We start from the raw sequence: 25,701 nt of genomic DNA on the forward strand, positions 1-25,701 counted from the left end.
GCTCTACCACGGTGCATCTGCTCCACCGGCGCGCCGTCACTGATGGGCACGCCCTGAATCGTTATACTGCGCGCTGTATTTCGCACCGCGCCATTGAAGGTACCCCATGCGCAACGATGCTCACGACGAACTGGACAACATTCCCAGCCTGACCGCAGGCCGTGACCGCGTGGAGCCCTATCCGGCGCCGGATCTCGAGCCGATCCGCAGAACCGCCGATGAGCCTGTGGATGACGGGCGCTCCCGCCAGAAACGTCGCCCTGCAAGCACTGCTGGCAAGGTGAGTACGGCGCCGCTGTGGGTCATGGTGCTGGCCTTGCTCCTCAGCCTTGGCGCGCTCGGTTGGTGGAGTTATCAGAAGATCGCCATGCTGGAAATGCAGCTGGTCGCCACCCAGGAAAGCTTCGCGCGTATCAGTGAGGATGCCGCCGGACGACTGCAGGACATCAGCGGGAAAGTCGTTGCGACCGAGTCCAATGTGACTACGGAAAGCGAGGCGGTGAAACTGCGCATCAAGCAGCTTGAGCAACAGGCCATCGATCTTGACCGCAAGCAGCAGGCCTTTGCTACCGAACAGCAGAGTCTGACTGGCAAACAGGGCAATCAGGATCGACGCATGGACGAGCAGGGCAAGCGCCTCGAGCAGCTGGGTGCCGACCTGCAGGCTCAGCAGGGGAGTACTGCGACACTGGCAGAGAGCGTCAAGGCGTTGGGCAGCGAGCAGGCGTCACTCAAAACGACCCTGGACGAGCAGGGCAAGCTGGCCGGACGGGTCGACAGCTTGAGCAAGGACATCGCGGCGCTGAAGCAGGGCGGTAACCAGAGTCAGGCGATCAGCCGGCTGGAGCAGGACATCCTGGTGCTGCGCAGTGAGCTGGACAATCGGCCGGCGCCCGCGCCAAACGCGATCAACACCGCCGAGTTCGACTCCTTCCGGGCTCAGGTCACCCGCACCATCAATTCCATGCAGGGGCAGATCGCCAATCTGCAAGGTCAGCTCGACGGACGTTAACCGCGTAAGAGCCGCCGCGCGTATTCGCGACGGCGGCCTTTGCGCTCTACGAACCTTACAGGTCCCAGGCCAGTGACAACCCCACTCCGTGGTCGCGGTTATCGTTGCCGCGGTAATGGTAGTTGGCGCGCAGCGCCAGACCGGGCGTCAGGCGGTGCGTCAGGCCCACGCTGAAGCGCGTCTGGTCGCCGGTCGGTACCGCGCCCGGCAGCTCGAAGCTGTTGCCCGACACGCTGTTCAGCGACATGCGCAGGTCACGCCGATCCTCGTCCTCGCGCTCCACCTCCCGCGCCACCTCGCCGAATAGCCGCGTGCGTTCGCTCAGCGCATAGTCGCCGAACAGGCCGAGTGAGAGGCGCAGCGAATCCAGTTCCTGATCGTCATAGCTCAATGCAGTGGAGCGCTCGCCCTGCTCGCTGTAACCATCGACTTCGACCTTCTGATAGCTGGCACCGACGAATGGGCCGAACTGGAGTTGATCGCCTGGCTGCATCAGGTTGAAGCCAGCCTTCGCCGCCGCACCCCATAGCGTGCCTTCGGTGTCACCCTTTTCCGTGCGCTCGCTGATGCCAAGGGCGAACGTACGCTTGAGGTCGTGGTAGTCCAGATACCCGGCGCTGAGGCTGAAGTCGGCGAACAGACGCTGGTATTCGTAACGGGCGAAGGCCGTGGCCAGGTAGCTGCGCATGTCGTACTCGGAGTCGTTTCTGCCCAGTTCCAGCGAGTTTTCCGCCAGGCCCAGGCTGACGCCGGCCAGCCACGTCTCACTCAAACGCTGGGTAACACCAAGCGACAGACTCAGGCCGCTACCGTCACCGCCACCGTAACCGTCGTACTCAGGCCGGTTGTAACCACCCTGGACGAAGGTGCGCCAGGCGCCGACCGCCTGCCAGTCGCCGCGCCGCGCAGACAGTTCGTTGTCCAGTTGCTGCAGGTGAGCGCGCAGTGCCGAGCGGCCCATTTCCGGTAGCAGGGATACTTCCCACGGAGCGGAAATGATCGAGTACAGGTAGTCGGCGCTGATCTGATGAACAGCGGTGGTTGGATGGACGGCGTCGTTGAACAGCAGGCGGCTAGGATCAGGTGCTGTGCCGCCTAGGCTGTAGGTCGGGTCCGGCAGGCAGGTGCCGCCCGACGCATCGAAACACACGGCTGTCTGTGCCACGTTGGGGTCGAAGCCGAAGGCAGCCAGGTCAGCACGTACCTCGGCCAGCAACAGGCGGTTGTTCACCAGCACGTAGTTGCCACCCTGGGCTTGCAGCTGGCTCGCCAGCTCGGTGTTGAACTGGTCGCTCAGAAAGTTGAATGTGGCGGCCTGGCCAGTGATGAAGCCCAGTGGCGTGGTGCCGACGTCCGGCAGATCGGAGACGATGATGTAGCGCGCGCCCGCGGCCTGTAGTGCAGCGACGCCAGCCACCAGATTACCGGCGGCGTCAGCCATCGTGACCGGGTTGGTGCCGAGCTGGAAGATGTCGTTACCGCCGCCGTTCAGGTAGTACAGAGCATTGCTGTCGACGCGCGGGTTCTCGACCAGATAGCCGGGCCGGGTCCGGGTAGAGCCGCCCGCGGAAACGGTCGAGTCGAGGGTGATCGAATCGAGAATCTGGTCGGTGCGGTAACCGCCGACGGCATAGTTGGTGCCGTCCGGATTGCCTGTGAGGACTGCCGGTAACAGCGGCGTGGAGGGTAACGATTGAAGGCCCAGCATGCTCGCCAGGCGTTGCGTGCCGACCTCGCCGATATATTCGCCGGCACCGTAGGTAGGGCCGGTGCGGTTGGTGAAGCGCAGACCTCCTGTAGGGTTGCCCCCGAGGGTCGGGCTTTGCAGGTCGGGAAAGTTGCCAGCATCGCTCAGCGAGTCGCCGAACACGACGAACTGACTGAACGGGCCATCATCGGCGATGGCCGCGTCTGTCGCGCAGGTGAGTAGAACGGCTGCCGCAAGCGGTTTGAGGGCGCTCTGCACGGGTAACTCCTTATTGTTCTTTTTGTTTGGATGCATCGCTCGCACATGCGCGGGCGATCCGGCCACGCTATTGGGAGCCGCCAGCGGGTATAAGCGCCCGAAAGGGCGATTTTTCCGAACGGTAGATCGTTCTTAGGAGTTACTGGCAGCTTTGATTTCATTGTCCTGGCTCAAGGGTTTTTGATGGCCAACTGATACCATTCGCCGCGCTTGCGCTTCTGTGGACGCCCAATGCGCCGCCGAACGGTGATGCGTTGAGACGGATATTGAAAAGCAGCGAGCGGCAACCGGAGCCGTCCGCTGTGTAAAGAACCTTCCCTGCCTGGGAGCACAATAATAAATGCCATCGATTCTCGACCTGCTGCGCAGTCGCCTGAGCTCGTTGCTGCCCAGCGAACTCAAGCCCAGCGAGCTTCGCCATCTGCTGAGCCCGCGACGCCATCCACTGCTGCTCTGCCAGCGCCGCGCGACCTTGATCGTCAACCGCGTTCGCCTGTTCGCCTTTCTGTTCGCAGTGCTCACCCCGCTGTGGAGTCTGATCGATCTGATGGTGTTCGAGCCCAGGCTGTGGGCGGCGCTAGCCGGTTTTCGGATGATGGCGTGCCTGGCGTTCACTTGCCTGCTGTTGTTCTACCGCCCGAGCGGCAATCTGCTGGACGCCTATCGGGCGATCGCAATCCTGTTCGCCATTCCGACCATCTTCTACATCGCCTCACATACCTTGCTCGGCAGCTATCAACTGGCGCAGTTCTCCGCCGTGGTCGGCGCCGGCTACGCCTTTCTGCCGTTCGTGCTGATGGCCGGGCTTACCATTTTCCCGCTGACCCTGGTGGAGAATCTGGTGCTCTCCAGCCTGTTGCTGCTGGCCCAGGCGCTGGCCGGCTATCTCAGCTGGGCGACGCTGAACTGGCCGTCGTTCGCCGGTGCCTTCTGGCTGTTGATCCTGATCGCCGGCGTCGCCAGCCTGGCCAGCATGAGCCAGCTGGCGTTCATGTTCGCGCTGGTGCGCCAGGCCATCCGTGATCCGCTCACCGGGGTTTTCTCCCGCGGCAGCGGCGAGGAGATCCTCCGGTTGCAGTGGGACAGCGCACAGCGCAAGGATGGTCCGCTGGCGCTTGCATTCATCGACCTCGACCACTTCAAGTCGATCAACGACAACCATGGCCATGAGTCCGGCGATCAGGTCCTGCGCGAGGCGGCCAGGCGTCTGGTTGCGACGCTGCGAGGCTCCGACAGCCTGCTGCGCTGGGGCGGCGAAGAGTTCCTGCTGATCATGCCGGAGACCGACATGCAGCAGGCGCACCTGGCGCTCGAGCGCATCGTTGGCCAGGGCCTCGGCGTGCGGCCGGACGGTGCGCCGCTAACGGCGAGCATCGGGTTGGCCGAGCGCCGTTGCGATCAGGTGGCGGACTACCGGGACCTGCTGGAGCTGGCAGACAAGCGCATGTACTACGCCAAGACGAGCGGGCGTAATCGCCTCTGCGCCATGGAGCCGGAGGCTGTCCAGCCGCCGCAGGCATTGGCCATGGGCGGCTAGCCGTCAGCCATTGGCCAGGCCGAAGACGTGCCGCATGTAGCTGACGAATGCCTCGTCGCGGCACATGGTCTTGCCTGGCGAGTCGGAGATCTTCGCCACCGGCTGACCATTGCAGGCGGTCATCTTGATGACCATGTTGGTCGGCTCGACGCCCGGGATGTCGCAGGTCAGGCCGGTGCCGATGCCGAAACTCGGATTGCTGCGCCCGATCAGCGCGCGATGGAGTTCCAGCGCTCTGGCCAGGTCCAGGCCATCGGAGAAGATCAGCTGGCGGGTTTTCGGATCGATACCCAGGCGCTGGTAATGCGCGATGGCCTTCTCTGCCCACAGCAGAGGGTCGCCAGAGTCATGACGCAGGCCGTCGAACAGCTTGGCGAAGTACAGATCGAAATCGCGCAGGAAAGCATCCATGGTGATGCAGTCGGTGAGCGCGATGCCCAATGCCCCACGATATTCGCGAACCCAGCAGTCCAGCGCCGCAACCTGGCTGTCGATCAGCCGCGGGCCGAGTTGCTGGTGCGCCATGATCCACTCATGGGCCATGGTGCCCATCGGCTTCACATTCCGCGTGCGTGCCAGATGCACATTGCTGGTGCCGGCGAACCGGCCGGGAAAATCGCATTGCAGTCGGTCCACCACCATCGCCTGCACGGCAAAGGAGAAACGACGGCGTGTGCCGAAATCCGCCAGGGTGAAGCTGGCCAGTTCGTCGCTGCTGGCCTGGCTGCGTAGCCAGTGCAGCTTCTCATCCAGCCGGTCGCGCGCCTGGCCCAGCGTCACCGCCGGGTAGCGCGCGCGGTTGCGCACCTCGCTGACGATGGCCAGCAGCGGCACTTCGAACAGGATCACATGGAGCCAGGGGCCGCGCAGGTGCATCACCAGCTCGCCGTCCTCGATGCTCACCTGCAGATAACGCAGATCGAAACGGAACAAACCGAGGAAGCGGATGAAGTCGGGCTGCATGTAGGGGATGCGCTCGAGGTAGGCCAGCTCCTCGGTTGTCATCTGCAGCTCGGCAAGCGCCTCGATCTGCTGGCGGATCTCGTCGAGGTAGGGCGTCAGGTCCTCACCGGAGCGGCTGCGGAATGCCCACTCCACCTCTGCGTTCGGATAGTGATGCAGCACTGCCTGCATCATGGTGAGCTTGTAGAAATCGGTATCCAGCAGGCTCTGGACGATTCGTTCGGAAAAGGCGCTGCTGTTCATCGACCGCTCCAGCTTGAAATGCCTGTCGATGATATCGACAAACGGCAAGGGATGCAGGTCATCGTTATAAGTTGGGAATGAATAAAATAACGGCAGATATCAGCTTCTGCCTGGCCGTCGCTTTGCGCAAACGGCTTAAAAATATAATTCCGCCGGCTATACATCGTTCGGATAGCAATATCGCATTACTTTGCAATTTCGTTTTTTGATTATTCGCTTAAAAGATTGAATGGAGAAATGAAGAAGGGCAGGGCCGTACGGCGCCTGCCCCTCTTCATTTCTTCAGCTTTTAGCTGCTGCGGCCACCGCCGTGGCTGTTCTGGCCACCCTTGCGTCCGGCCTCGGAGGCCTTCTCGCGGTCGTTGGCGAAGTTGCCGCCGCTGTTGTGGCCACCCTTGCGGCCGGCCTCGGAAGCTTTCTCTCGATCGTTGGCGAAGTTGCCAGGATTACTATTTGCCATGTGTTTTTCTCCTCAATTGGATAGACACGTTCACAAACGGCTGAAAGAGAGAGATCAATCAGCCTCACTGTGTCAGAGGAAGACTTCAGGCAAGAGTTTCGGTGAATTCAAAAGTGTAGACGAATGGTTTTCCCCATGTTGCGTATGACTATGGCGGACTGAAATTACAGGCGAAGCGGCAAAGTTGCAGGAACGAATTACGATTATCCGAGCGCGGACTTATCCAGCCGCGCCTCAGGCCGCAAGTTTCGTCTTGCGCTCGGCCAGAAGGCGCATCACGTAGCCGATTTTCAGCGCCGTGGGGCCGAGGATGACCAGCGCATGGGCCGCGATGATGCTGCCCATCGCCAGATGTCGATCGAACAGGTAGGCGCCGCTGATGCCCAGCAGCAGGAGCAGTATGCCTGCGACCATCAGCGCATTTGCGGCGCCCATCAAGCGTTGTGGAGAAGCTGAGTGATAAAGCATGACTGAATCTCCTTCGGGGAGAGGCTCGCGCCGGGCGAGCCTCCGAATGGATCAATCGAGTGCCGAAGCGGGACCGAAGAACTCGTAGCGGGTTTGCTGTTCCGGCACACCGAGTGACTTCAGCTGACGGCGGACGGCAGCCATGAAGGGTTTCGGCCCGAGGAAATAGGCGTCCACGTCGCGGTCTTCCGGTAGCCACCTGCCAAGCTGTTGCTCGGTCAGGCGGCCAACGGCATCCGGCGCGGCATCTGCGCCGTCGTGCTCCTCATAGCAGTAGAAACGCTTGAGCTGGGCGTGACGCTCGGCCAGCGCGTCCACGCTGCGGCGGAACGCATGCACGCCGGCATTGCGCGCGCAGTGGATGAAGTGCACCGGTCGTGCGCTGGCCAGAGCCTGTTCCAGCATCGCCAGGGTAGGCGTGATACCGACGCCGCCGCTGATCAGCACCAGGGGCTTGTCGCCCGGTTCGAGGGTGAACTCGCCAGCCGGCGCGAACAGCTCCAGCACGGCACCTTCGGGCATGGCATGCAGCGCGTTCGAGGCGACGCCGCCGGGCTCGCGCTTGACGCTGATGCGGTATTCGCTGCCATTGCTGGCGGCGGACAGCGAGTAGTTGCGGCGCACCTCCTGGCCGTCGACCTCCAGGCGCAGGCCGATGTACTGGCCGGGCAGAAAGTCCATCAGCGCGCCGCCATCTTCCGGCTGCAGGTGAAAGGAGGTGATCTCTGCGCTTTCGACGATCTTGCGCGCAATGCGAAAACGCCGCGCCCCCCGCCAGCCACCATCCGCCTCGGCCTTGGTCTGGTAGAGATTCTCCTCCTGACCGATAAGGATGTTGGCGAGTTGCTGGTAGGCGGCGCCCCAGGCGTCGATCACGGCGTCGGTAGCGATCTCGTCACCGAGCACTTCGCGGATCGCCCGCAGCAGGCAGGAGCCAACCAGCGGGTAATGCTCTGGCAGTACCTGCAGCGCGACATGCTTGTTGATGATCTGAGCGACCAGCGGGCCGAGGGCGTCGAGCCGGTCGATGTGTTTGGCATACATCAGCACGCCGTTGGCCAGTGCACGCGGCTGTTCACCGCTGGCCTGGTGGGCCTGATTGAACAGCGGGCGCACTTCGGGATGCTCACTGAGCAGCAGGTTGTAGAAATGGGTGGTCAAGGCCTCGCCGCCGCTTTCCAGCAGCGGCACGGTGGCTTTGATAAGGGCAGCCTGTTCAGCGCAAAGCATTGCTAACTCCTCTGATGGGAAAGTCGTCCTGTATTCGCGGGGCGAACACGAAACGTTCTGCCATAGAGGCTTTCAACAATCGTTCCAGGTCGAAAATTGACTTGAATCAAGGTTTGCAGGATGTGCGAGGTAAAAAGAACCTTGGCTTTCCATGGTGATATGGACCTTATAGGGTCGAAATTACCTTGACGGTGACGATCGAACCTCGCCCGCTGACAGCTTTCTTACCAGGGGCGATCCGCGATATTTCATTCAACAGCAGGAGAGAGGGCCATGGAGATCTACCACATCACCCACGAAGATGACCGCTGGGTGCTACGCGAAGAAGGCGATCAGCGCGCGTTGCTCGAAGCCGGGAATCGACAGGACATTCTCGATGAGACGCGCGACTACATGAAGCTGCGTACTGCGCTGGTGAACGTCCACGGCGACGACGGCAGCATCGAGGAGGAGCATCGCTACCCGCAGGAGCAGAACCCGCTGGAGACCAAGGGCTGACCGCTTGGCCATTGTGCGCTGGGTGGGTTGCCGACCTAGTCGAGGACTTCGATGCGCAGCGTGTTGGTGGTGCCAGGTTGGCCGAGCGGCACGCCAGCGGTGATCAGCACCGTGTCACCACTGCCGGCCATGCCCTGGGCGCGCGCCAGCTCGAGGGCGTGGCTGCTGACCTGCTCCATATCGCGCATCGGTGCATCCACCACCGAATACACGCCCCAGGCCACCGTGAGCTTGCGCGCGGTGGCGGTGCTCGGCGTCAGGCTGAGGATCGGCGTGGCCGGGCGCTCGCGCGAGGCGCGCAGGCTGGAGCGGCCTGATTCCGTGTAATTGACCAGCACCGCAATCGGCAGGATGCCACTGATGCGGCGGATTGCGCAGCTGATGGCATCCGGCAGCGTTGCCTCGGCATTCGGTCGGTGCACATCGAGCTGGGCCTGGAAATCCGGGCCGCTTTCCACCTGACGGATGATCTTGCTCATCATGCTCACCGCTTCCAGCGGGTAGTCGCCCGAAGCGGTTTCCGCCGACAGCATCACCGCGTCCGCACCCTCGGCAACCGCGTTGGCCACGTCGGTGACCTCGGCGCGCGTCGGCGCCGGGGCGAAGCGCATGGATTCGAGCATCTGCGTGGCCACCACCACCGGGCGGCCGAGCTGGCGGCAGATGCGCACGATGTTCTTCTGAATGCGTGGCACATTCTCCGGCGGCACCTCCACGCCGAGGTCGCCACGCGCGACCATGATCGCGTCGGACAGCCGCGCGATCTCGCGCAGGTGCTGCACCGCCGAAGGTTTCTCGATCTTCGCCATGAGGAAGGCGCGCTCACCGATCAGCTTGCGCGCTTCGTGGATGTCCTGTGGGCGCTGGACGAAGGACAGGGCCACCCAATCCACGCCCAGCTCAAGGCCGAACGTCAGGTCGCGGCGATCCTTCTCGGTCAGCGGACTAAGCTCCAGCACTGCTTCCGGCACGTTGACGCCCTTGCGGTCGGACAGCTCGCCGCCGGCGACCACGCGGGTGTCGATGGCATCGCTGTGGCGCGCGGTGACCGTCAGACGCAGGCGGCCATCGTCGATCAGCAGCTGCATGCCCGGCTCCAGCGCGGCGATGATCTCCGGGTGCGGCAGGTTCACGCGTCGGTTGTCGCCCGGCGTCGGGTCCAGATCCAGACGGAAGGCCTGATCGCGATCCAGCCGCACCTTGCCCTCGGCGAAGCGGCCGATCCGGAGCTTGGGCCCTTGCAGGTCCATGAGGATGCCGATCGGTTGGTTCAGCTCACGTTCCACCTCGCGAATCCAGGCGAAGCGTTCGGCATGGTCGGCGTGCTCGCCATGGCTGAAGTTCAAGCGGAACAGGTTGACCCCGGCGGCGACCAGCGCCCGTACATCATCGATGCTGCGGGTGGTGGGGCCGAGGGTGGCAAGTATCTTGACCTTCTTGTCGGGTTTCATGGCGGGCTCGCTGGCAGGTGAGCGCCCTCGGTCTAGGCCGAGGGCGGCAGAATCAGGATGGCGCGGAAATCGTTGACGTTGGTGCGTGTCGGACCGGTGACGATCAGGTCGTCCAGCGCGGCGAAATAGCCATAACCGTCGTTATCGGCCAGCGCATCGGCGGCGCGCAGGCCCAGGGTTTCGGCGCGGGCATAGCTGTCCGGCATCATCAGCGCCCCGGCGTTGTCTTCCGAGCCGTCGATGCCGTCGGTGTCGCCGGCCAGCGCATAGACGTTCGGCAGGCCTTGCAGGTTTTCGGTGAGGGCGAGCAGGAATTCGGCGTTACGCCCGCCACGGCCATTACCGCGCACGGTCACCGTGGTCTCGCCGCCGGAGAGGATCACGCAGGGCGCGGCGATCGGCTGGCCGTGCAGCACCACCTGGCGGGCAATGCCGGCATGCACCTTGGCCACCTCACGCGCTTCGCCTTCCAGGTCGCCGAGGATCAGCGGGGTGATACCGGCGGAGCGGGCCACCTCGGCCGCGGCGTCGAGCGACTGCTGCGGCGTGGCGATCAGCTGGAAGTGGCTGCGCGAGAGCATCGGATCGCCCGGTTTCAGCGTTTCCGAGCGTGGGTCTTCGAGCCAGGCGCGCACGTTGGCCGGCACCTCGATGTGGTAGCGCTCGAGGATCGCCAGCGCCTCGGCGGAGGTAGTCGGGTCGGCCACGGTGGGGCCGGAGGCGATCACCGTGGCCTCGTCGCCGGGCACGTCGGAAATCGCGTAGGTGTACACGCTGGCCGGCCAGCAGGCCCTGGCCAGGCGGCCGCCCTTGATCGCCGAGAGATGCTTGCGCACGCAGTTCATCTCGCCGATGTGCGCGCCGGAACGCAGCAGCGCCTTGTTGATCGCCTGCTTGTCCGCCAGCGAGATGCCCTCGGCTGGCAGTGCCAACAGCGAGGAACCGCCGCCGGAAAGCAGGAAGATCACCCGGTCGCTTTCCTCAAGGTTGCTGACCAGTTCCAGCACGCGGCGGGCGACGCGCTCGCCGGCATCGTCCGGGACCGGGTGTGCGGCCTCCACCACCTCGATGCGGCGGCAGTCGGCGTGATGTTCATAGCGGGTCACCACCAGGCCGGACAGCTCGCCTTCCCAGACCTTCTCGATGGCTTCGGCCATGGCCGCAGCCGCCTTGCCGGCGCCGATGACGATGGCTCGGCCGCTGCGGTCTTCGGGCAGATGGTCGGCGAGCACATGGCGCGGATGGGCGGCCTCGATGGCGCTATCGAACAGCTGGCGCAGCAGGGCTTGGGGATCGATGGGCATCTCTGGCTCCTTGGGTCTTTTTGCAGAGGACGATTGCAGACCTTAGGGCTCGGCAATGCAAGCGCTAAGGGTTGAAATCGACCCGCCCGGCAGTAGGGCCGTGACTCCTTGTGCCGGGCGAATCGAAAAGGTGCCGTCCGCAGACGGCGATTGGTGTGCAGGCGCGCGGGGCCCTGGTCGTGGGGGAGATGCGATGATTCCGACCCCGCGTACCTGCACACCAACCCTTTGAGCATCACTGGTGCCGAGCGTTGCGCTGATCCCACCACCTGGTCTGTCTGTCCCTGAAGGTGGGGGCGCAGGCCGACTCAGTGCGCTCGAAGGCTTTACTCCTTGCGGATCGAGAAATTGGCCATGTGCTCCAGGCCCTTGATCAGTGCCGAGTGGTCCCAGCCGCTGCCGCCGATGGCTGTGCAGGTGCTGAACACCTGCTGGGCGCTGGCGGTGTTGGGCAGGTTGAGGCCCAGCTCGCGGGCACCGGCCAGGGCGAGGCTGAGGTCCTTCTGGTGCAGGCTGATGCGGAAGCCCGGATCGAAGGTGCCCTTGATCATGCGCTCGCCGTGCACCTCGAGGATCTTCGAACCGGCGAAACCTCCCATCAGCGCCTCGCGCACCTTGGCCGGGTCGGCGCCGTTCTTCGCGGCGAACAGCAGGGCCTCAGCGACCGCTTGAATGTTCAGCGCGACGATGATCTGGTTGGCCACCTTGGCGGTCTGGCCGTCGCCGTTGCCGCCGACCAGTGTGATGTTCTTGCCCATTGCCTGGAACAGCGGCAGGGCGCGCTCGAAAGCCGCTTCGCTGCCGCCGACCATGATCGACAGGGTGCCTGCCTTGGCGCCGACTTCACCGCCGGATACCGGGGCGTCGAGGTACTCGGCGCCGGTGGCCTTGATCTTCTCGGCGAACTGCTTGGTGGCGCTGGGGGAGATCGAGCTCATGTCGATCACCACCTTGCCCGGGCTGACGCCAGCGGCGATGCCCTGGTCGCGGAACAGCACGTCCTCGACCTGCGGGGTATCCGGCACCATGACGATGATGAACTCGGCCTCCTGCGCGACTTCCTGCGGGGTGGCCAGGGCGATGGCGCCGGCCTGCACCAGGTCGGCGGGTGCCTTGTCATGATGTTCGGAAAGGAATATCTGGTGGCCTGCGTTCTGCAGGTTGCTTGCCATGGGTTTGCCCATGATTCCGGTGCCGATAAATCCGATCTTAGCCATGGTCGTTTCTCCTCAAATTCTGTTCGGGTCAGATGGCGTTGTGTGTCTTCAGCCAGGCGAGGCCTTCGGCGGTGCTGGTGGCCGGCTTGTACTCGCAGCCGACCCAGCCCTGGTAGCCGATGCGATCCAGATGCTCGAACAGGAAGCGATAGTTGATCTCGCCGGTGCCCGGCTCGTTGCGACCGGGGTTGTCCGCCAGCTGGATATGGTTGATGGCCGCCAGGTTGTTCTCGATGGTCCGCGCCAGGTCTCCCTCCATGATCTGCATGTGGTAGATGTCGTACTGCAGGAACAGGTTGGCGTGACCGACCTTGCCGCGAATCTCCTGCGCCTGGGAGGTGTTGTTGAGGAAAAAGCGCGGGATGTCGCGGGTGTTGATCATCTCCATCACCAGGCGAATGCCGGCTTCCTCGAGCTTCTGCGCGGCGTAGCGCAGGTTTTCGATAAAGGTGATTTCCAGCTGGCCGAGGTCGGCGCCACGCGGGGCAATGCCGGCCAGGCAGTTGACCTGGGTGTTGCCCAGCACCTTGGCGTAGGCGATGGCCTGGTCCACGCCGGCGCGAAATTCCTCGACCCGCTCCGGCAGGATGGCGATGCCGCGCTCGCCACCAGCCCAGTCGCCGGCCGGCAGGTTGAACAGCACCTGGGTCAGCTGGTTGGCGTCCAGCCGGGCCTTGATCTCCTCGGCCGGGTGGTCGTAGGGGAACAGGTATTCGACGCCGGTAAAGCCGGCTTCGGCAGCGGCGGCAAAGCGGTCAAGGAAATCGACCTCGGTGAACAGCATGGACAGATTGGCGGCAAAGCGGGGCATGGTTCTCTCTCCTGATCTGTAGGGATCAAACTCGGTTCTGCATTACGGCGGTGTGGTGACCACCCTGGGTGTTGCGTTGCGGTGGATATGCTTCGCGATATCCACCCTATGGTTGCTTCGGTGCCCGTCGCTGATAACTGCGGCGGCCGGTAGGACGGGTGGCCGCCCCGTGGAAGAGCGCGAAGCGTCTTCCACGCGGTTGTGGTTACGGGCGAATCAGTCCAACAGCCCAACCGCCGTCGGCGCGTCTTCCCGGCCTTCGGCCAGCGCCTCGAACTCGTTGATGGCGTCGATCTCGGTGCCCATGGCGATGTTGGTCACCCGTTCGAGGATCACCTCGATCACCACCGGCACCTGATGCTCGGCCATCCAGGCCTGGGCCTGTTCGATGGCCGGGCGCAGGTCTTCCTGCTTGAACACGCGCAGTGCTTTGCAACCGAGGCCCTCGACCACCGCAACGTGATCGACGCCGTAACCTTCCATGCCGCTCTGGTCGGCATTGATGTTCTCGAAGCCGAGCTGCACGCAGTAATCCATCTCGAAACCGCGCTGCGACTGGCGGATCAGCCCGAGGTAGGCGTTGTTCACCAGGATGTGGATGTACGGCAGCTTGAACTGCGCGCCCACCGCCAACTCCTCGATCATGAACTGGAAGTCATAGTCGCCCGAAAGCGCCACCACCTTGCGCGCCGGGTCCGCGGCAACCACACCGAGCGCTGCCGGAATGGTCCAGCCGAGCGGGCCGGCCTGGCCGCAGTTGATCCAATGGCGCGGCTGGTAGACGTGCAGGAACTGCGCGGCAGCGATCTGCGACAGGCCGATGGTGCTGACGTAGCAGGTGTCCTTGCCGAAGGCGTTGTTCATGCACTGGTACACACGCTGCGGCTTCATCGGCACGCTGTCGAAGTTGGTCTTGCGCAGCATGGTGCGCTTGCGCTCCAGGCAGTCGGCGGCCCAGGCGCGACGATCCGGCAGACGACCTGCGGCCTTGCGCTCCTTGGCTACCTCGACAAACAGCTCGAGCGCGGCGCGGGCGTCGGAGACGATGCCGTAGTCCGGCGCGAACACCCGGCCTATCTGGGTCGGCTCGATGTCGACGTGAACGAAGGTGCGGCCCTTGGTATAGGTTTCCACCGAGCCGGTGTGGCGGTTGGCCCAGCGGTTGCCGATGCCGAGCACGAAGTCGGATTCCAGCATGGTCGCGTTGCCGTAGCGGTGGCTGGTCTGCAGGCCGCACATGCCAGCCATCAGCGGATGGTCGTCGGGGATCGAGCCCCAGCCCATCAGCGTCGGGATCACCGGCACGCCGACGGTCTCGGCGAACTCCACCAGCAAGGTTTCGGCCGCGGCGTTGTAGATGCCGCCGCCGGCGACGATCAGCGGACGCTCGGCGGCGCAGAGCATGTCGATGGCCTTCTCGATCTGCTTGCGGGTCGCCGCCGGCTTGTACACGGCGAGCGGCTCGTAGGTGTCGATGTCGAATTCGATCTCGCCCATCTGCACATCGAACGGCAGGTCGATCAGCACCGGTCCGGGACGCCCCGAGCGCATCACATGGAAGGCCTGCTGGAACACCCGCGGCACCAACGCCGGTTCGCGAACGGTAACCGCCCATTTGGTCACCGGCTTGGCGATAGATTCGATATCGACGGCCTGGAAATCTTCCTTGTGCAACTTGGCGCGCGGCGCCTGGCCGGTGATGCAGAGGATCGGGATCGAGTCGGCCGAGGCGGAATACAGGCCGGTGATCATGTCGGTGCCGGCCGGGCCAGAGGTGCCGATGCACACGCCGATGTTGCCCGGCTTGGCACGGGTATAGCCCTCGGCCATGTGCGAGGCACCCTCGACGTGGCGGGCGAGGATGTGGCGGATGCTGCCGTCGGCCCGCAGGGCGGAATACAGCGGGTTGATCGCGGCACCGGGGATGCCGAAGGCGGTGTCGATGCCTTCCTTGCGCAATACCGCGACGGCGGCGTCGATTGCTCTCATGCGGGCCATGGATCACACCTCTTATTCGATAGTTTTTCTACGTGGCTCAAGCATGCCGCCCTGGATTCGCTGGCGGAATTGGTCGAGACTTCAATTCTGTCGATATCAGGAGTATCGAATGGATCGCTATACGACCCTGCGCAGCTTCGTGCTGGTGGCCGACTGCGGCAGCTTCGCCGCGGCTGCGCACAAGGAGAACGTCACCCCGGTGGTGATGGGCCGGCGGCTGGATGCGCTGGAGCGGCATCTGGGTGTGAAGCTGATGCACCGCTCGACGCGCGGGCTGTCATTGACCGATCTGGGTGAGCAGTATCTGGAGCGCGCCCGCGGGCTGCTGAAGGATTTCGATGAGGTGGATGCCAGCATCAGCCACGACCGCACCTCGGTACGTGGCCATCTGGTGGTGTCGGCGCCGGCGGCATTCGGGCGTCGGCATATCGGCCCGCACGCACCGGCGTTCCAGGCGCGCTATCCGGACCTGCAACTGTCGTTCAACTTCACCGACAGCGTGGTCGACCTGGTGCGCCACGGTTACGACATGGGCATTCGCATCGGCGAGGTGACCGACCCCAACTATGTGGCGGTGCGGCTGTTTCCGAACAGGCGGGTGGTATGCGGCTCGCCGGAGTACTTCGCCCGCCATGGCACGCCGACGGCATTGGAAGAGCTGACGCAGCACAACTGCCTGGCCTTCAACCTGCAGGGCGGGCAGCAGCGGGGCTGGACTTTCCTGCGCGACGGCAGGCAGGTGGCGATCCGCGTGGCTGGCAATCTGGACTGCAATGACGGTGAGCTGCTGTTCGACTGGGTCAAGCAGGGCCTGGGCATCGGCTGGCGCTCGACTTGGGAGATCCAGGCCGAGCTCAAGCGTGGCGAGCTGGTCACGGTACTCGACGAGTACGCGCTGCCGGCCTACGACATCCAGGCGGTGTACCCGCAGCAGCGCTATCTGCCGGCCAAGGTGCGTTTCTTCATCGACTACCTGAAGGACATCTACAACGCACCGGGCTATTGGGAAGTGCGCTGAGCAGCTCAGTTGCCGCGGTAGGTGGAGAAGCCGTAGGGGCTCAGCAGCAGCGGGATGTGGTAGTGCTCGACGCTGCCATCGGCTTCGAAGATCACCGGAACTTCGGGGAAAAAGGTGCTGGCCTTCTGCGTGGCGAACCAGTCGCCGGTCATGAAGGTGACGCGGTAGGTGCCCTTCTCCAGCGCCTTGCCTTCGGGATACAGCGCCGTGATCCGACCCTGCGCGTTGGTCTCGCCACTGTTGAGTGATTTCCAGGTGTCGCCCTGGCGCTGTTCCAGGGTGACGCGCACATCCGGTGACGGCAGGCCGCTTTCCAGATTGAGCACATGCACGCTGAGCGGATTGCCGGCGGCCAGGGTGAGACCGGACAGGCCGCTGAGCATCAAGCCGGCGGCGATTGAACGTAGTGCTTTCATGGGGTTTTCCTTTTCTTCAGTGGGAGGAGGGCAGCAGTTTTTCGATGGCGGCCATGGCGCAGGCCTCGTCGTTCTTGGCACCGCCGGCACCGGCCACGCCGATGGCACCAATCACCTCGTCGCCGACCTTCAGCGGCACGCCACCGCCGAGCAGCAACAATTCATCCAGCGTGTTGAGGTTGGCGGCATCCGGCGTAGCGGCGGCGCGTTCGGCGAACAGGCGGGTCGGGGTCTTGCTCGACAGCGCGGTGTAGGCCTTGCGCTGCGCCGCGAGGGTGTTGTGCGGGCCGACGTTGTCGTCGCGGCGCAGGGCCACGAGGTTGCCGCCGCGATCCACCACCGCGACCACCGCCGTGCGGTTTTCCGCGTGGCACTGGTCCAGCGTGGCCTGGATCAGGCCGTCGGCCAGGGCCAGCGAGACGTTCTGCTGGGTGATCGGTGCTGGCGTGGCGGCGTTGGCGCTTAGGGCCGGGGTAAGTAATGCCAGCGTCAGCAATGACAGTGTGGCTGCGATACGCATATCGGTTTCCTTGGGTGGCTGAGCTTCGGGGCGCATGGTGCCGATGCCTGCCCGTCAGAACCGTTGCCTGCGCATTACGCTTTTGTAATGGCTCGCAGTGCGCCGACTCCCTAACCTAGCAGGCAGTTGAAGAACTACCTGCGTTGCCATCGCTGCGTTGAAAACAGGCTCAAAATGCTCATTTACCACTTGTAAACTGCGCTTTTTCGCCTCTTTTCGCCTTGCGCTGGCTGCCTCGCTGACGTTCTTCAACGACCTGCGGCGCACATTCAGCGAGGTGATCCGATGCGAATTCTGGTGGTGGAGGACGAGGCCAAGACGGCCGACTACCTCAAGCGTGGTTTGGAGGAGTCCGGCTACCGTGTGGAGGTCGCGCGCAACGGCGTCGACGGCAAACATCTGATCGAGGAGGAGCCGTTCGACCTGGTGATCCTCGACGTCATGCTGCCGGGGCTCGATGGCTGGCAGCTGGTGCAGGTGGTGCGCAAGCGTTCGACGCATACACCGGTGCTGTTCCTCACCGCGCGCGATGCGGTGGAAGACCGTGTGCGCGGGTTGGAGCTGGGCGCCGACGACTATCTGGTCAAACCGTTCTCCTACGCCGAGCTGCTGGCGCGGGTACGCACCCTGCTGCGCCGCGGGCCGCCGCGCGAGGTCGAACGCTTCCACGTCGCCGATCTGGAGCTGGACCTGCTGCGCCGCCGCGTTACTCGCCAGGGCGAGCGCATCAGCCTGACCAACAAGGAGTTCGCCTTGCTGCATCTGTTGCTCAGTCGCCAGGGCGAGGTGCTGTCTCGCGCGCAGATCGCTTCGCAGGTCTGGCAGATGAATTTCGACAGCGACACCAACGTGGTCGACGTCGCGATCCGGCGCCTGCGCGCAAAGGTCGACGATCCCTATCCGCTCAAGCTCATCCACACCGTGCGCGGTATGGGTTACGTGCTGGAGACGGCATCGTGAGGCTGTTGCCGCGCTCGCTCAGCCTGCGCCTGGCCATCGCTTTCGCCCTGGTGGCGGTGGTGCTGCTCGGTGCCATCGGCCTCTATCTGTACCGCTCGCTGGACCGGGAAATCAGTTGGCGTGACGATCAGGCGCTGCTCGGCCGGCTGGAGCGCATGCAGGCCCTACTCGAGGACAGCGCCAGCGTCGAGGCGCTTCGGCAGCGTCCCCAGCTTTACGAAAACATGCTGGGCAATCGCGACAGCCTGCTCTGGTTGCTCGACGCTCAGGGACGCGCGCTGATCGAGATCAACCCGGCGCGGCTGGCGATACCACCACTGCCGGCCGGCGATGCTGCGGAGCTGACCGATACTGATGGAGCGCGGCTGGCCTGGCGGCGGCTGCCGGGCGAGGCGGGGTTGACGCTGGTCGCCGGGCGCATGCTCGTCGAGCGCGAACAGATGCTCGCCGCCTACCGTGTGAAGCTGTGGTGGGCGTTGAGCCTCGGTGCGCTGCTGGCGTCAGTGCTTGGCTGGCTGATCAGCCGGCGCGCCTTGCGCCCGGTGCGGCACCTGACGCGTCAGGCGCTGGCCATCGATGTGCAGCATCTGCACCTGCGCATCAATGACTCGACGATGCCCAGCGAACTGGAGCCGCTGCGTGGGGCGCTGAACCAGATGCTCAATCGCTTGGAACAGGGCTTCGCGCGGCTGTCACGCTTCAGCGAAGACCTTGCCCACGAGATGCGTACGCCGCTCGGCAATCTCATGGGGCAGACCCAGCAACTGTTGCACAAGGACCGCGATGCCGAGGCCTATCACGCACTGCTGGTGTCCAACCAGGAAGAGTACGAGCGTCTGGCGCGGATGATCGACAGCATGCTGTTCCTCGCCCGTGCCGAGCAGCCGGCTGCGGCCATCGAGCGGCAGCGCTTTGCATTGCCGGCACTGGTCGAGCAGCTGTGCGACTACTTCGAAGGCGTCGCCGAAGAGCGCGGCATTCAGCTGCTCGACGAAACCGAGGGTGAGCTGGTCGGTGACCCTGAGATGATCCGCCGGGCGCTGGCGAACCTGCTGGCCAATGCGTTGCGCTACGGCGCCAGTGACAGCCCGGTGCGCATCGTCAGTGGCTCAGGAGTAGGTTGGCGGTCGGTCAGCGTGATCAATCTGGGACCTCCGATCCCGCCCGAGCATCTGCCGCGGCTGTTCGATCGCTTCTACCGCTGCGACCCATCGCGCGCCGAGCCGGGCGATACCGGCGGCCTGGGGTTGGCCATCGTGCGCTCGATCATGCAGCTGCATGGCAGCGAGGTGAGTGTTCGCAGCGACGCCGGGGTGACCGAATTCACCCTGCGTTTCGCCGAAACGCCGGCCTGATTCCGATCATTGGCACCGGATCGGGACGCCGCACTGCGCTGTCACAGCTAAGGTGGATATAACCGCCTGTGAGAGACGCGCTTGTGGATAGTCTGAAAATCGCTACCTACAACATCAATGGCATCCGTGCACGTCGGGCCAATCTGCTCGAATGGCTGGCGCGCGAGCAGCCCGATGTGGTCTGCCTGCAGGAGCTCAAGGCGCAGGACGCCGATTTTCCCATCGATGACATCCGCGCGGCCGGCTATAGCGCCATCTGGCATGGGCAGAAGTCCTGGAACGGGGTGGCGATTCTGGCCCGCGATTGCGAGCCGCTGGAGATCCGCCGCGGGCTACCGGGCGATCCCGATGACAGCCACAGCCGCTATCTGGAAGCGGCCGTGCAAGGCGTGATCGTTGCCTGCCTCTACCTGCCCAATGGCAACCCGCAGCCGGGGCCGAAATTCGATTACAAGCTGGCCTGGTTCGAGCGCTTCATTGAGCACGCCGCCGGCCTGCTCGCCAGCGGCCACCCGGTGGTGCTGGCCGGCGACTACAACGTGGTGCCGACCGACGAGGACATCTACAACCCGCGCTCCTGGAAGAAGGACGCGCTGCTGCAGCCGGAAAGCCGCGAATGTTTCGAGCGCCTGCTGGCGCAGGGCTGGACCGACGCGTTGCGCGCCAGGTACCCCGACGAGCGCATCTACACCTTCTGGGACTACTTTCGCCAGCACTGGCAGAAGAACTCCGGGCTGCGCATCGACCATCTGCTGCTCAGCCCGGACCTTGGGCCGCGGCTGCAGGATGCCGGCGTCGATCGCTGGGTACGCGACCAGGAGCATGCCAGTGACCATGCGCCTACCTGGATAACCCTGAAAGGTGGCGCGGGCGCGGCGGCCGAGCCGGCGAAGTCGAGCAAGCGTGGCAAGACGGGGGCGAGCAGCTAGAGGCCGGCGGTGCGAGGCGGGGCTCGAACGATGCGGCAACGTGCGACGCGGCCGGTTCTGCAAGGCCTTGTGCCAATCGTCGCTGAGACATCGGCAGATCGACGGTCGCGACTAGTATCCGGGCAACTGGTCGGCAAACGACATCGCCGGCTCCAGCGGCTCGCTGTCGACGGTATTCATACGGCAGCAATGGCAGCCAGCAAACGGGGAGGGACTCCATGTCTGATGACATACAGCAGGATCAGGTCGATCGATTCGGGGTGGCCGATGATCCGCTCTCCATTCTGCGTCGCCTGGAGAGCGCCAACCTTTCATTGAGCGAGATGCTCGTCGAAACCCTGCATGCCGTGCGCACGCATCTGGGGATGGATGTCGCGTTCATCAGCGAGTTTCGCGGCGGCAGCCGGATTTTTCGCTACCTGGACGGCAATTTCGTACCCCTGCAGCTCGAGGTCGGGGCGTGCGATCCTCTGGACGACAGTTACTGTCAACGCGTGCTCGACGGGCGCTTGCCCGAGCTGATTCAGGACGCGGCGACTCTACCGGAGGCGTTGGCCATGCCGGTGACCAAAGCCTTGCCGGTCGGCGCGCACCTCAGTGTTCCGCTGCGCTTCAGCGATGGCCGGCTCTACGGCACCTTCTGTTGCTTCAGCACCACGCCGGACAACAGCCTCAACGAGCGAGATCTGAATACGCTGCGGCTGTTCGCCGACTTCGCCGGCAGATTGCTGGAACGCCATGCGCTCAATGAGATTCGCTATGCCGAGACGCTCACGCGCATCCGCTCGGTGCTCGAGCAGCGCGCGTATTCGGTGGTGTACCAACCCATCGTGCACCTGGTGGAAAACCGCATCGTTGGCCACGAGGCGCTTGCGCGGTTCACCGACGAGCCTGTGCGCAGCCCGGACAAGTGGTTCGCCGAGGCCGGGCTGGTCGGCTTGCAGCAGGAGCTGGAGGTCGCCCTGATCGAGGCGGCCCTGCACGACTTCGATCAGCTGCCGGCAGATAGCTACCTTTCGCTCAATGTTTCGCCGGAAACCATCCTCGCTGGCGCGCTTGGCACGGTGCTCGCCGATCAACCGCTGGCGCGGCTGATGCTCGAGGTGACCGAACACGCATCGGTACAGGACTACTCGCAGCTGGCCGAGGCGCTCGAACCACTGCGCAGCAAGGGGCTACGGCTGGCGGTTGACGATGCCGGCGCCGGCTACGCGAGTTTCCGCCATATCCTCAAACTCAAGCCGGACGTGATCAAGCTCGACAGCAGCCTGATCCGCAATGTCGACAGCGACACCGGCTGCCGCGCGCTGGCCGCCGCGTTGATCCGCTTCGCCGAGGAAACCGGCTGCAAGGTCGTCGCCGAAGGGGTTGAGACCCAGGAGGAACTGGCCATGTTGCGGCGGCTTGAAGTGAACAAGGCGCAGGGCCACCTGATCGGTCGCCCGATGCCATTGCATCACGGGCTCGCCATGAGCCGACAGGCATAGCCGGCGTTGCCGGGGGATGAGCCAGGAGGGTGCCTTCGGGCGGTTTCGCTGAACCTTTATGGTGCGTGGGCAGTCGACTTTATAACGCGGGCGGCAGCGATGCAGCCCTTTCCGAGTCGACTTGTCAGGAGGTACAAGATGGATACGAAAGACACGATTTCAGTGCTCAACGACCTGATTGAAACCAGCAAGGATGGCGAAAAGGGCTTCCTCGAATGCGCCGAAGACCTGCGCGATCCGCAGCTCAAGAGCACCATGAATCAGCGTTCGCGCGACTGCGCCACGGCCGCCGCCGAGCTGCAGCAACTGGTTCGCTCCATGGGCGGCGATCCGGAGACCAGCACCAGTGTGGCTGCCGACATGCACCGTCGCTGGGTCGACCTCAAGTCGATGATCACCGGCAAGGACGACGAGGCCATTCTCAACGAGTGTGAGCGTGGTGAGGATGTCGCGGTTAAGAGCTACCGTAAGGCGCTGGAAAAAGACCTGCCAGCCGAAGTGCGGATCGTGGTCGAACGTCAGTACCAGGGCGTACAACGCAACCATGATCAGGTGAAGGCTTTGCGCGACGCGGCTCGCGCCCGGAGCTGATGCTTCGCCAGCCGGTCAGGGTTTGAAGAACGCCAGCGCATGCTGGCGTTTTTCGTTTCCGCCGGTCAGTCGGCCTGTGTGGGCTCGGCGATTTCGCAACCCTTGAGTACCAAGCGAATGATGGTGTCGGCCGCCGCATCGTAGTCGGCGTCGTCGAGGCGGTTCTTGCCGGTGACGGTGCTGATCTGCCAGTCGAAATCGGCGTAGGTCTGGGTCGCCGCCCAGATGCTGAACAGCAGGTGATTGGCATCGACCTTCGCCATCAGGCCGTCGTCGATCCAGCGCTGGATGCAGGCGATGTTGTGTGCGGCCTGGGCGTTGAGTTGCGCAGTGCGTTCCGGGGACAGGTGCGGAGCACCGTGCATGATCTCGTTGGCGAACACCTTCGAGGCGCAGGCGTGGTCGCGGGAAATCCTGATCTTGGTGCGGATATAGGCGCGCAGGACCTCGGCCGGATGGCCTGGCTGGTTGAACGGCGCCGAGGCTTCGAGCAAGGGTTCGACGATGCTCTCCAGCACCTCGCGGTAGAGATTTTCCTTGGACTTGAAGTAGTAGTAGACGTTGGGCTTGGGCAGTCCGGCGCGGGCGGCGATGTCACTGGTCTTGGTCGCGGCGAAGCCCTTTTCGGCGAATTCTTCGCTGGCGGCTTTGAGGATCAGCTCTTTGTTGCGCTCACGGATACTGGACATGGGGGCCTTTCGCTGGCTGCCGGCGATACGAACAAGCGCCCGCATGCTAGCACCCTGGTCGCAAGCCCCTCAACCGAAGCGCCGGAGGAGAGGCGAAGGGGCGAGGAGCCCCTTCGCGACAGCACTCAGAAATGCGCTTTGACGATAGCGCTGAAGGTGTTCTGGTCGGTTTTGCCAACGAAGTTTTCGCTGACGAAGCCGCCATTCTCGATGCCGTACTTGTCCGACCAGTAGTCGTACTCGATACCGACGTAGAGCTGCTTCTCGCCCCAGTTCATCGCCTTGCCTAGGTCGTACTTGATCTGCGGGTTGATGTGCAGGTTGGCGTGATATTCCTCACCGCGGGAGTTGCTGTCGTTGTCGACCACCCAGTCGATGAAGCCGTCGAAGAGGATGTCGGAGTTGCCCACCGGCAGGGTGTAGCCCCACACCGGGGTGACCTGCCAGGTGCCGTCGCCTACGCGGTCACCGTCAGTGTCGCGGTGGTAGACGTTCACCGAGACATAGTCGAAGCCGGGCACGTCCAGATCGAAGCCCGGGCCGATCATGTAGGTTTCCACATCGCCTTCGCCGAACTCGTAGGTCATTGCGACCAGCACATCCTTGATCGGGCCGAAGCTCAGGTCGCGCTGGAAGATCTTGCCGAACGACAGGCGCGGCGAGAATTCGCCGTAGAAGGTGCTGTCGTCGTTGCCGTTGTCGTTACCCTTGCCGTTGAAGTGGATCGAGTCGAGAAACAGGAACGTATCGCCATACTTCCAGCCGTTGACGTGCTCGAAGGTGACAGTCTGCTGGATCGGCGCATCGATCTTGTAATCCTTGCCGTACAGGTAGGTCAGGCTGTTGCTGTGCCAGTGGAGCAGACCTTCGGCCATCGCCGGGGCGGTCAGCAGGCTGCCGGCGAGCGCGACGGCGAGGGGAGCGGTCTTCAGTTGCATGTGGATTTCCTTGAAGTGGGTGACGGCTTTTTTTGGGCGCCATTGTCTTTCAAGACTGGCGTGGCGAGAAGCGCACGATGGCGTGATTCTGACCATCAGACGGATCGCCCCGCACAGGAAGTCGTGGCGTTATCCCTGCGTGCCGAATAGTCAGGAATATTCACCGACAGCGTATTCGTGCCGACGGCATCCTCGACCAGCTCCTCGGGGTCGAATACATCGACTTCGCTCGGTTCGCGCGGCAGGAACAGGTTGAGCAGGATGGCGCTGAAGGCGCCGATGGTGATCGGCGAGCCGAAGATGTTCTTCAACACCTCGGGCATCGCGCTCAGCACTTCCGGCACGCCGGCGACACCCAGGCCGAGACCCAGGGAAATCGACACGATGAGCATGTTGCGGCGATGCAGGCCGGCTTCGGCGAGGATCTTGATGCCGGCGATGGCCACGGTGCCGAACATGATCAGTGTGGCGCCGCCGAGCACCGGCTTGGGCATCAGCTGCAGCACACCGCCGACGAAGGGGAACAGACCCAGCAGTACCAGGACCGCGGCGATGTAGTAGCCAACGTAGCGGCTGGCGACGCCGGTGAGCTGGATGACGCCGTTGTTCTGGCTGAAGGTGGTCATCGGCAGGCTGTTGAACACCGCGGCGACCGCCGAGCTGCAGCCATCGGCGAGGATTCCCGATTTGATCCGCCGCAGATACACCGGCCCACGCACCGGCTGACGCGAGATCATCGAGTTGGCGGTCAGGTCGCCGGCGGTTTCCAGCGGGGTGATGAGGAAGATCACCGCGATCGGAATGAAGGCCATCCAGTCGAATGCGAAACCGAAGCGGAACGGTTGCGGCACGCTGAGCAGCGGCAGTTCGCCCAGCTCGGCGAAGTCCACCTTGCCCATGGACCAGGCCACCAGATAGCCCGCGGTCAGCGCGATGATCACCGCCGACAGCCGCAGGATCGCCCAGGGAAAGCGGTTGAGCACCACGATGATGCCGATCACCAGGCCGGCCAGCGCCAGGTTGGGCAGGGCGCCGAGGTCATCGGCGCCGTAGCCGCCGGCGATATCGGTCATCGCCACCTTGATCAGCGAAAGGCCCATCAGGCAGATGATGGTGCCGGTGACCACCGGCGTGATCACCCGGCGCAGCTTGTTGATGCACTGACTGAAGGCGATCTCGACGAACGCGGCGCAGAAACTCACGCCGAACAGCGTGGCGAGGATCTCCTCCGGCGTGCCGCCACGCGCCTTGACGATGAAGCCGGCGCTGAGGATGGCGCTGAGAAAGCCGAAGCTGGTGCCCTGCAGGCACAGCAGTCCAGAGCCGATGGGACCGAAGCGCCGGGCCTGGACGAAGGTACCGAGACCGGAGACGAACAGCGCCATGCTGACGAGGTAGGGAACGTACTGATCGAGGCCAAGCGCGCTGCCGACGATCAGGGTGGGGGTGATGATACCGACGAAGCTGGCCAGCACGTGCTGCAAGGCGGCGAAGGTCGCGGGTAGCGGGCCGGGGCGATCATCGAGTTGATAGATGAGGTCCTGGTTCGCCTGCGGAGCGGTGCCGCTCCTGTTTTCGGTTGCGGTCATTGTTAAGCCTGCCATTTGTTGTTTTACGGTCATGGGCTTGCGAGGCTTCAC

At 63.8% G+C, this 25,701-nt stretch carries 24 protein-coding genes; 9 read left to right on the forward strand and 15 right to left on the reverse strand.

Going from position 1 to position 25,701, the window contains the following annotated elements; genetic code table 11:
* The first annotated feature begins 106 nt into the window (after nucleotides 1-106).
* Nucleotides 107-1,012 (forward strand): hypothetical protein, encoded by a 906-nt coding sequence (locus CXK91_RS19600; RefSeq protein WP_023444114.1) that lies wholly within the window; start codon nucleotides 107-109, stop codon nucleotides 1,010-1,012.
* 55 nt (nucleotides 1,013-1,067) lie between these two features.
* Here CXK91_RS19600 and CXK91_RS19605 read toward each other — a convergent pair whose 3' ends face one another.
* Nucleotides 1,068-2,978, reverse strand: coding sequence for an autotransporter domain-containing SGNH/GDSL hydrolase family protein (locus tag CXK91_RS19605; protein ID WP_103457716.1), 1,911 nt, complete (start codon nucleotides 2,976-2,978; stop codon nucleotides 1,068-1,070).
* Nucleotides 2,979-3,318: 340 nt separating this feature from the next.
* On the opposite strand from CXK91_RS19605, the gene CXK91_RS19610 reads away from it, so the two are divergent.
* On the forward strand, nucleotides 3,319-4,515 hold the full coding sequence (locus CXK91_RS19610) for a GGDEF domain-containing protein (protein ID WP_103457717.1): 1,197 nt from the start codon (nucleotides 3,319-3,321) through the stop codon (nucleotides 4,513-4,515).
* A gap of 3 nt (nucleotides 4,516-4,518) precedes the next feature.
* Here CXK91_RS19610 and pncB read toward each other — a convergent pair whose 3' ends face one another.
* From pncB to hmpA, 4 genes are all read right to left on the reverse strand, one after another.
* A complete protein-coding gene (gene pncB, locus CXK91_RS19615) occupies nucleotides 4,519-5,721 on the reverse strand; it encodes a nicotinate phosphoribosyltransferase (RefSeq protein ID WP_014819393.1) in 1,203 nt (400 codons plus the stop codon).
* A 289-nt stretch (nucleotides 5,722-6,010) separates the two neighbouring features.
* On the reverse strand, nucleotides 6,011-6,181 hold the full coding sequence (locus tag CXK91_RS19620) for a general stress protein (protein WP_003299895.1): 171 nt from the start codon (nucleotides 6,179-6,181) through the stop codon (nucleotides 6,011-6,013).
* Nucleotides 6,182-6,415: 234 nt separating this feature from the next.
* Entirely contained in the window at nucleotides 6,416-6,649 is a 234-nt protein-coding gene (locus CXK91_RS19625) for a hypothetical protein (protein ID WP_014819394.1), read from the reverse strand.
* A gap of 51 nt (nucleotides 6,650-6,700) precedes the next feature.
* On the reverse strand, nucleotides 6,701-7,879 hold the full coding sequence (hmpA, locus tag CXK91_RS19630; RefSeq protein ID WP_103457718.1) for an NO-inducible flavohemoprotein: 1,179 nt from the start codon (nucleotides 7,877-7,879) through the stop codon (nucleotides 6,701-6,703).
* A gap of 273 nt (nucleotides 7,880-8,152) precedes the next feature.
* Between hmpA and CXK91_RS19635 the strand changes: the two genes are divergently transcribed.
* Nucleotides 8,153-8,377: a DUF2188 domain-containing protein gene (locus tag CXK91_RS19635; RefSeq protein ID WP_003285107.1), complete on the forward strand. Its 225-nt coding sequence runs from the start codon at nucleotides 8,153-8,155 to the stop codon at nucleotides 8,375-8,377.
* Nucleotides 8,378-8,412: 35 nt separating this feature from the next.
* On the opposite strand, the gene pyk is transcribed toward CXK91_RS19635, so the two are convergent.
* From pyk to gcl, 5 genes are all read right to left on the reverse strand, one after another.
* A complete protein-coding gene (gene pyk, locus CXK91_RS19640; RefSeq protein WP_103457719.1) occupies nucleotides 8,413-9,828 on the reverse strand; it encodes a pyruvate kinase in 1,416 nt (471 codons plus the stop codon).
* 32 nt (nucleotides 9,829-9,860) lie between these two features.
* Nucleotides 9,861-11,132 (reverse strand): glycerate kinase type-2 family protein, encoded by a 1,272-nt coding sequence (locus CXK91_RS19645; protein ID WP_103457720.1) that lies wholly within the window; start codon nucleotides 11,130-11,132, stop codon nucleotides 9,861-9,863.
* Nucleotides 11,133-11,458: 326 nt separating this feature from the next.
* Nucleotides 11,459-12,349, reverse strand: a complete 891-nt coding sequence (locus tag CXK91_RS19650; protein WP_103457721.1) for a 2-hydroxy-3-oxopropionate reductase — start codon at nucleotides 12,347-12,349, stop codon at nucleotides 11,459-11,461.
* 28 nt (nucleotides 12,350-12,377) lie between these two features.
* On the reverse strand, nucleotides 12,378-13,160 hold the full coding sequence (gene hyi, locus CXK91_RS19655) for a hydroxypyruvate isomerase (RefSeq protein ID WP_023444122.1): 783 nt from the start codon (nucleotides 13,158-13,160) through the stop codon (nucleotides 12,378-12,380).
* A gap of 216 nt (nucleotides 13,161-13,376) precedes the next feature.
* On the reverse strand, nucleotides 13,377-15,158 hold the full coding sequence (gcl, locus tag CXK91_RS19660) for a glyoxylate carboligase (RefSeq protein WP_103457722.1): 1,782 nt from the start codon (nucleotides 15,156-15,158) through the stop codon (nucleotides 13,377-13,379).
* Nucleotides 15,159-15,267: 109 nt separating this feature from the next.
* Here gcl and CXK91_RS19665 point away from each other — a divergent pair, with 109 nt between their 5' ends.
* Nucleotides 15,268-16,176, forward strand: a complete 909-nt coding sequence (locus tag CXK91_RS19665; protein ID WP_014819402.1) for a LysR family transcriptional regulator — start codon at nucleotides 15,268-15,270, stop codon at nucleotides 16,174-16,176.
* A gap of 5 nt (nucleotides 16,177-16,181) precedes the next feature.
* On the opposite strand, the gene uraH is transcribed toward CXK91_RS19665, so the two are convergent.
* Nucleotides 16,182-16,592 (reverse strand): hydroxyisourate hydrolase, encoded by a 411-nt coding sequence (gene uraH, locus CXK91_RS19670; RefSeq protein ID WP_101274596.1) that lies wholly within the window; start codon nucleotides 16,590-16,592, stop codon nucleotides 16,182-16,184.
* A gap of 16 nt (nucleotides 16,593-16,608) precedes the next feature.
* Entirely contained in the window at nucleotides 16,609-17,112 is a 504-nt protein-coding gene (locus CXK91_RS19675; protein WP_058065211.1) for a GlcG/HbpS family heme-binding protein, read from the reverse strand.
* A gap of 285 nt (nucleotides 17,113-17,397) precedes the next feature.
* Here CXK91_RS19675 and CXK91_RS19680 point away from each other — a divergent pair, with 285 nt between their 5' ends.
* The 5 genes from CXK91_RS19680 (at nucleotide 17,398) to CXK91_RS19700 (ending at nucleotide 22,434) form a co-directional block, all read left to right on the forward strand.
* Nucleotides 17,398-18,072, forward strand: a complete 675-nt coding sequence (locus CXK91_RS19680; protein WP_042922416.1) for a heavy metal response regulator transcription factor — start codon at nucleotides 17,398-17,400, stop codon at nucleotides 18,070-18,072.
* On the forward strand, nucleotides 18,069-19,427 hold the full coding sequence (locus CXK91_RS19685) for a heavy metal sensor histidine kinase (RefSeq protein WP_103457723.1): 1,359 nt from the start codon (nucleotides 18,069-18,071) through the stop codon (nucleotides 19,425-19,427). The genes CXK91_RS19680 and CXK91_RS19685 overlap by 4 nt, the downstream gene beginning before the upstream one ends.
* An 83-nt stretch (nucleotides 19,428-19,510) precedes the next feature.
* On the forward strand, nucleotides 19,511-20,356 hold the full coding sequence (gene xth / locus CXK91_RS19690; RefSeq protein ID WP_103457724.1) for an exodeoxyribonuclease III: 846 nt from the start codon (nucleotides 19,511-19,513) through the stop codon (nucleotides 20,354-20,356).
* A gap of 218 nt (nucleotides 20,357-20,574) precedes the next feature.
* Nucleotides 20,575-21,843, forward strand: coding sequence for a sensor domain-containing phosphodiesterase (locus CXK91_RS19695; protein ID WP_103457725.1), 1,269 nt, complete (start codon nucleotides 20,575-20,577; stop codon nucleotides 21,841-21,843).
* Nucleotides 21,844-21,981: 138 nt separating this feature from the next.
* Complete coding sequence (locus tag CXK91_RS19700; protein ID WP_014819409.1) at nucleotides 21,982-22,434, forward strand: PA2169 family four-helix-bundle protein; 453 nt, start codon at nucleotides 21,982-21,984, stop codon at nucleotides 22,432-22,434.
* Between the two features lie 65 nt (nucleotides 22,435-22,499).
* Here the strand turns inward: CXK91_RS19700 and CXK91_RS19705 are convergent, their stop codons facing one another.
* From CXK91_RS19705 to CXK91_RS19715, 3 genes are all read right to left on the reverse strand, one after another.
* Nucleotides 22,500-23,123, reverse strand: coding sequence for a TetR/AcrR family transcriptional regulator (locus CXK91_RS19705; protein WP_103457817.1), 624 nt, complete (start codon nucleotides 23,121-23,123; stop codon nucleotides 22,500-22,502).
* 125 nt (nucleotides 23,124-23,248) lie between these two features.
* Nucleotides 23,249-24,061: an outer membrane protein OmpK gene (locus CXK91_RS19710; protein ID WP_103457726.1), complete on the reverse strand. Its 813-nt coding sequence runs from the start codon at nucleotides 24,059-24,061 to the stop codon at nucleotides 23,249-23,251.
* A 95-nt stretch (nucleotides 24,062-24,156) separates the two neighbouring features.
* Nucleotides 24,157-25,650, reverse strand: coding sequence for a uracil-xanthine permease family protein (locus tag CXK91_RS19715; protein WP_181003985.1), 1,494 nt, complete (start codon nucleotides 25,648-25,650; stop codon nucleotides 24,157-24,159).
* Between the last annotated feature and the right edge of the window lie 51 nt (nucleotides 25,651-25,701).

Origin of the sequence: Stutzerimonas stutzeri, assembly GCF_002909485.1 — a bacterium.
Classification (GTDB): Bacteria; Pseudomonadota; Gammaproteobacteria; order Pseudomonadales; family Pseudomonadaceae; genus Stutzerimonas; species Stutzerimonas stutzeri_AH.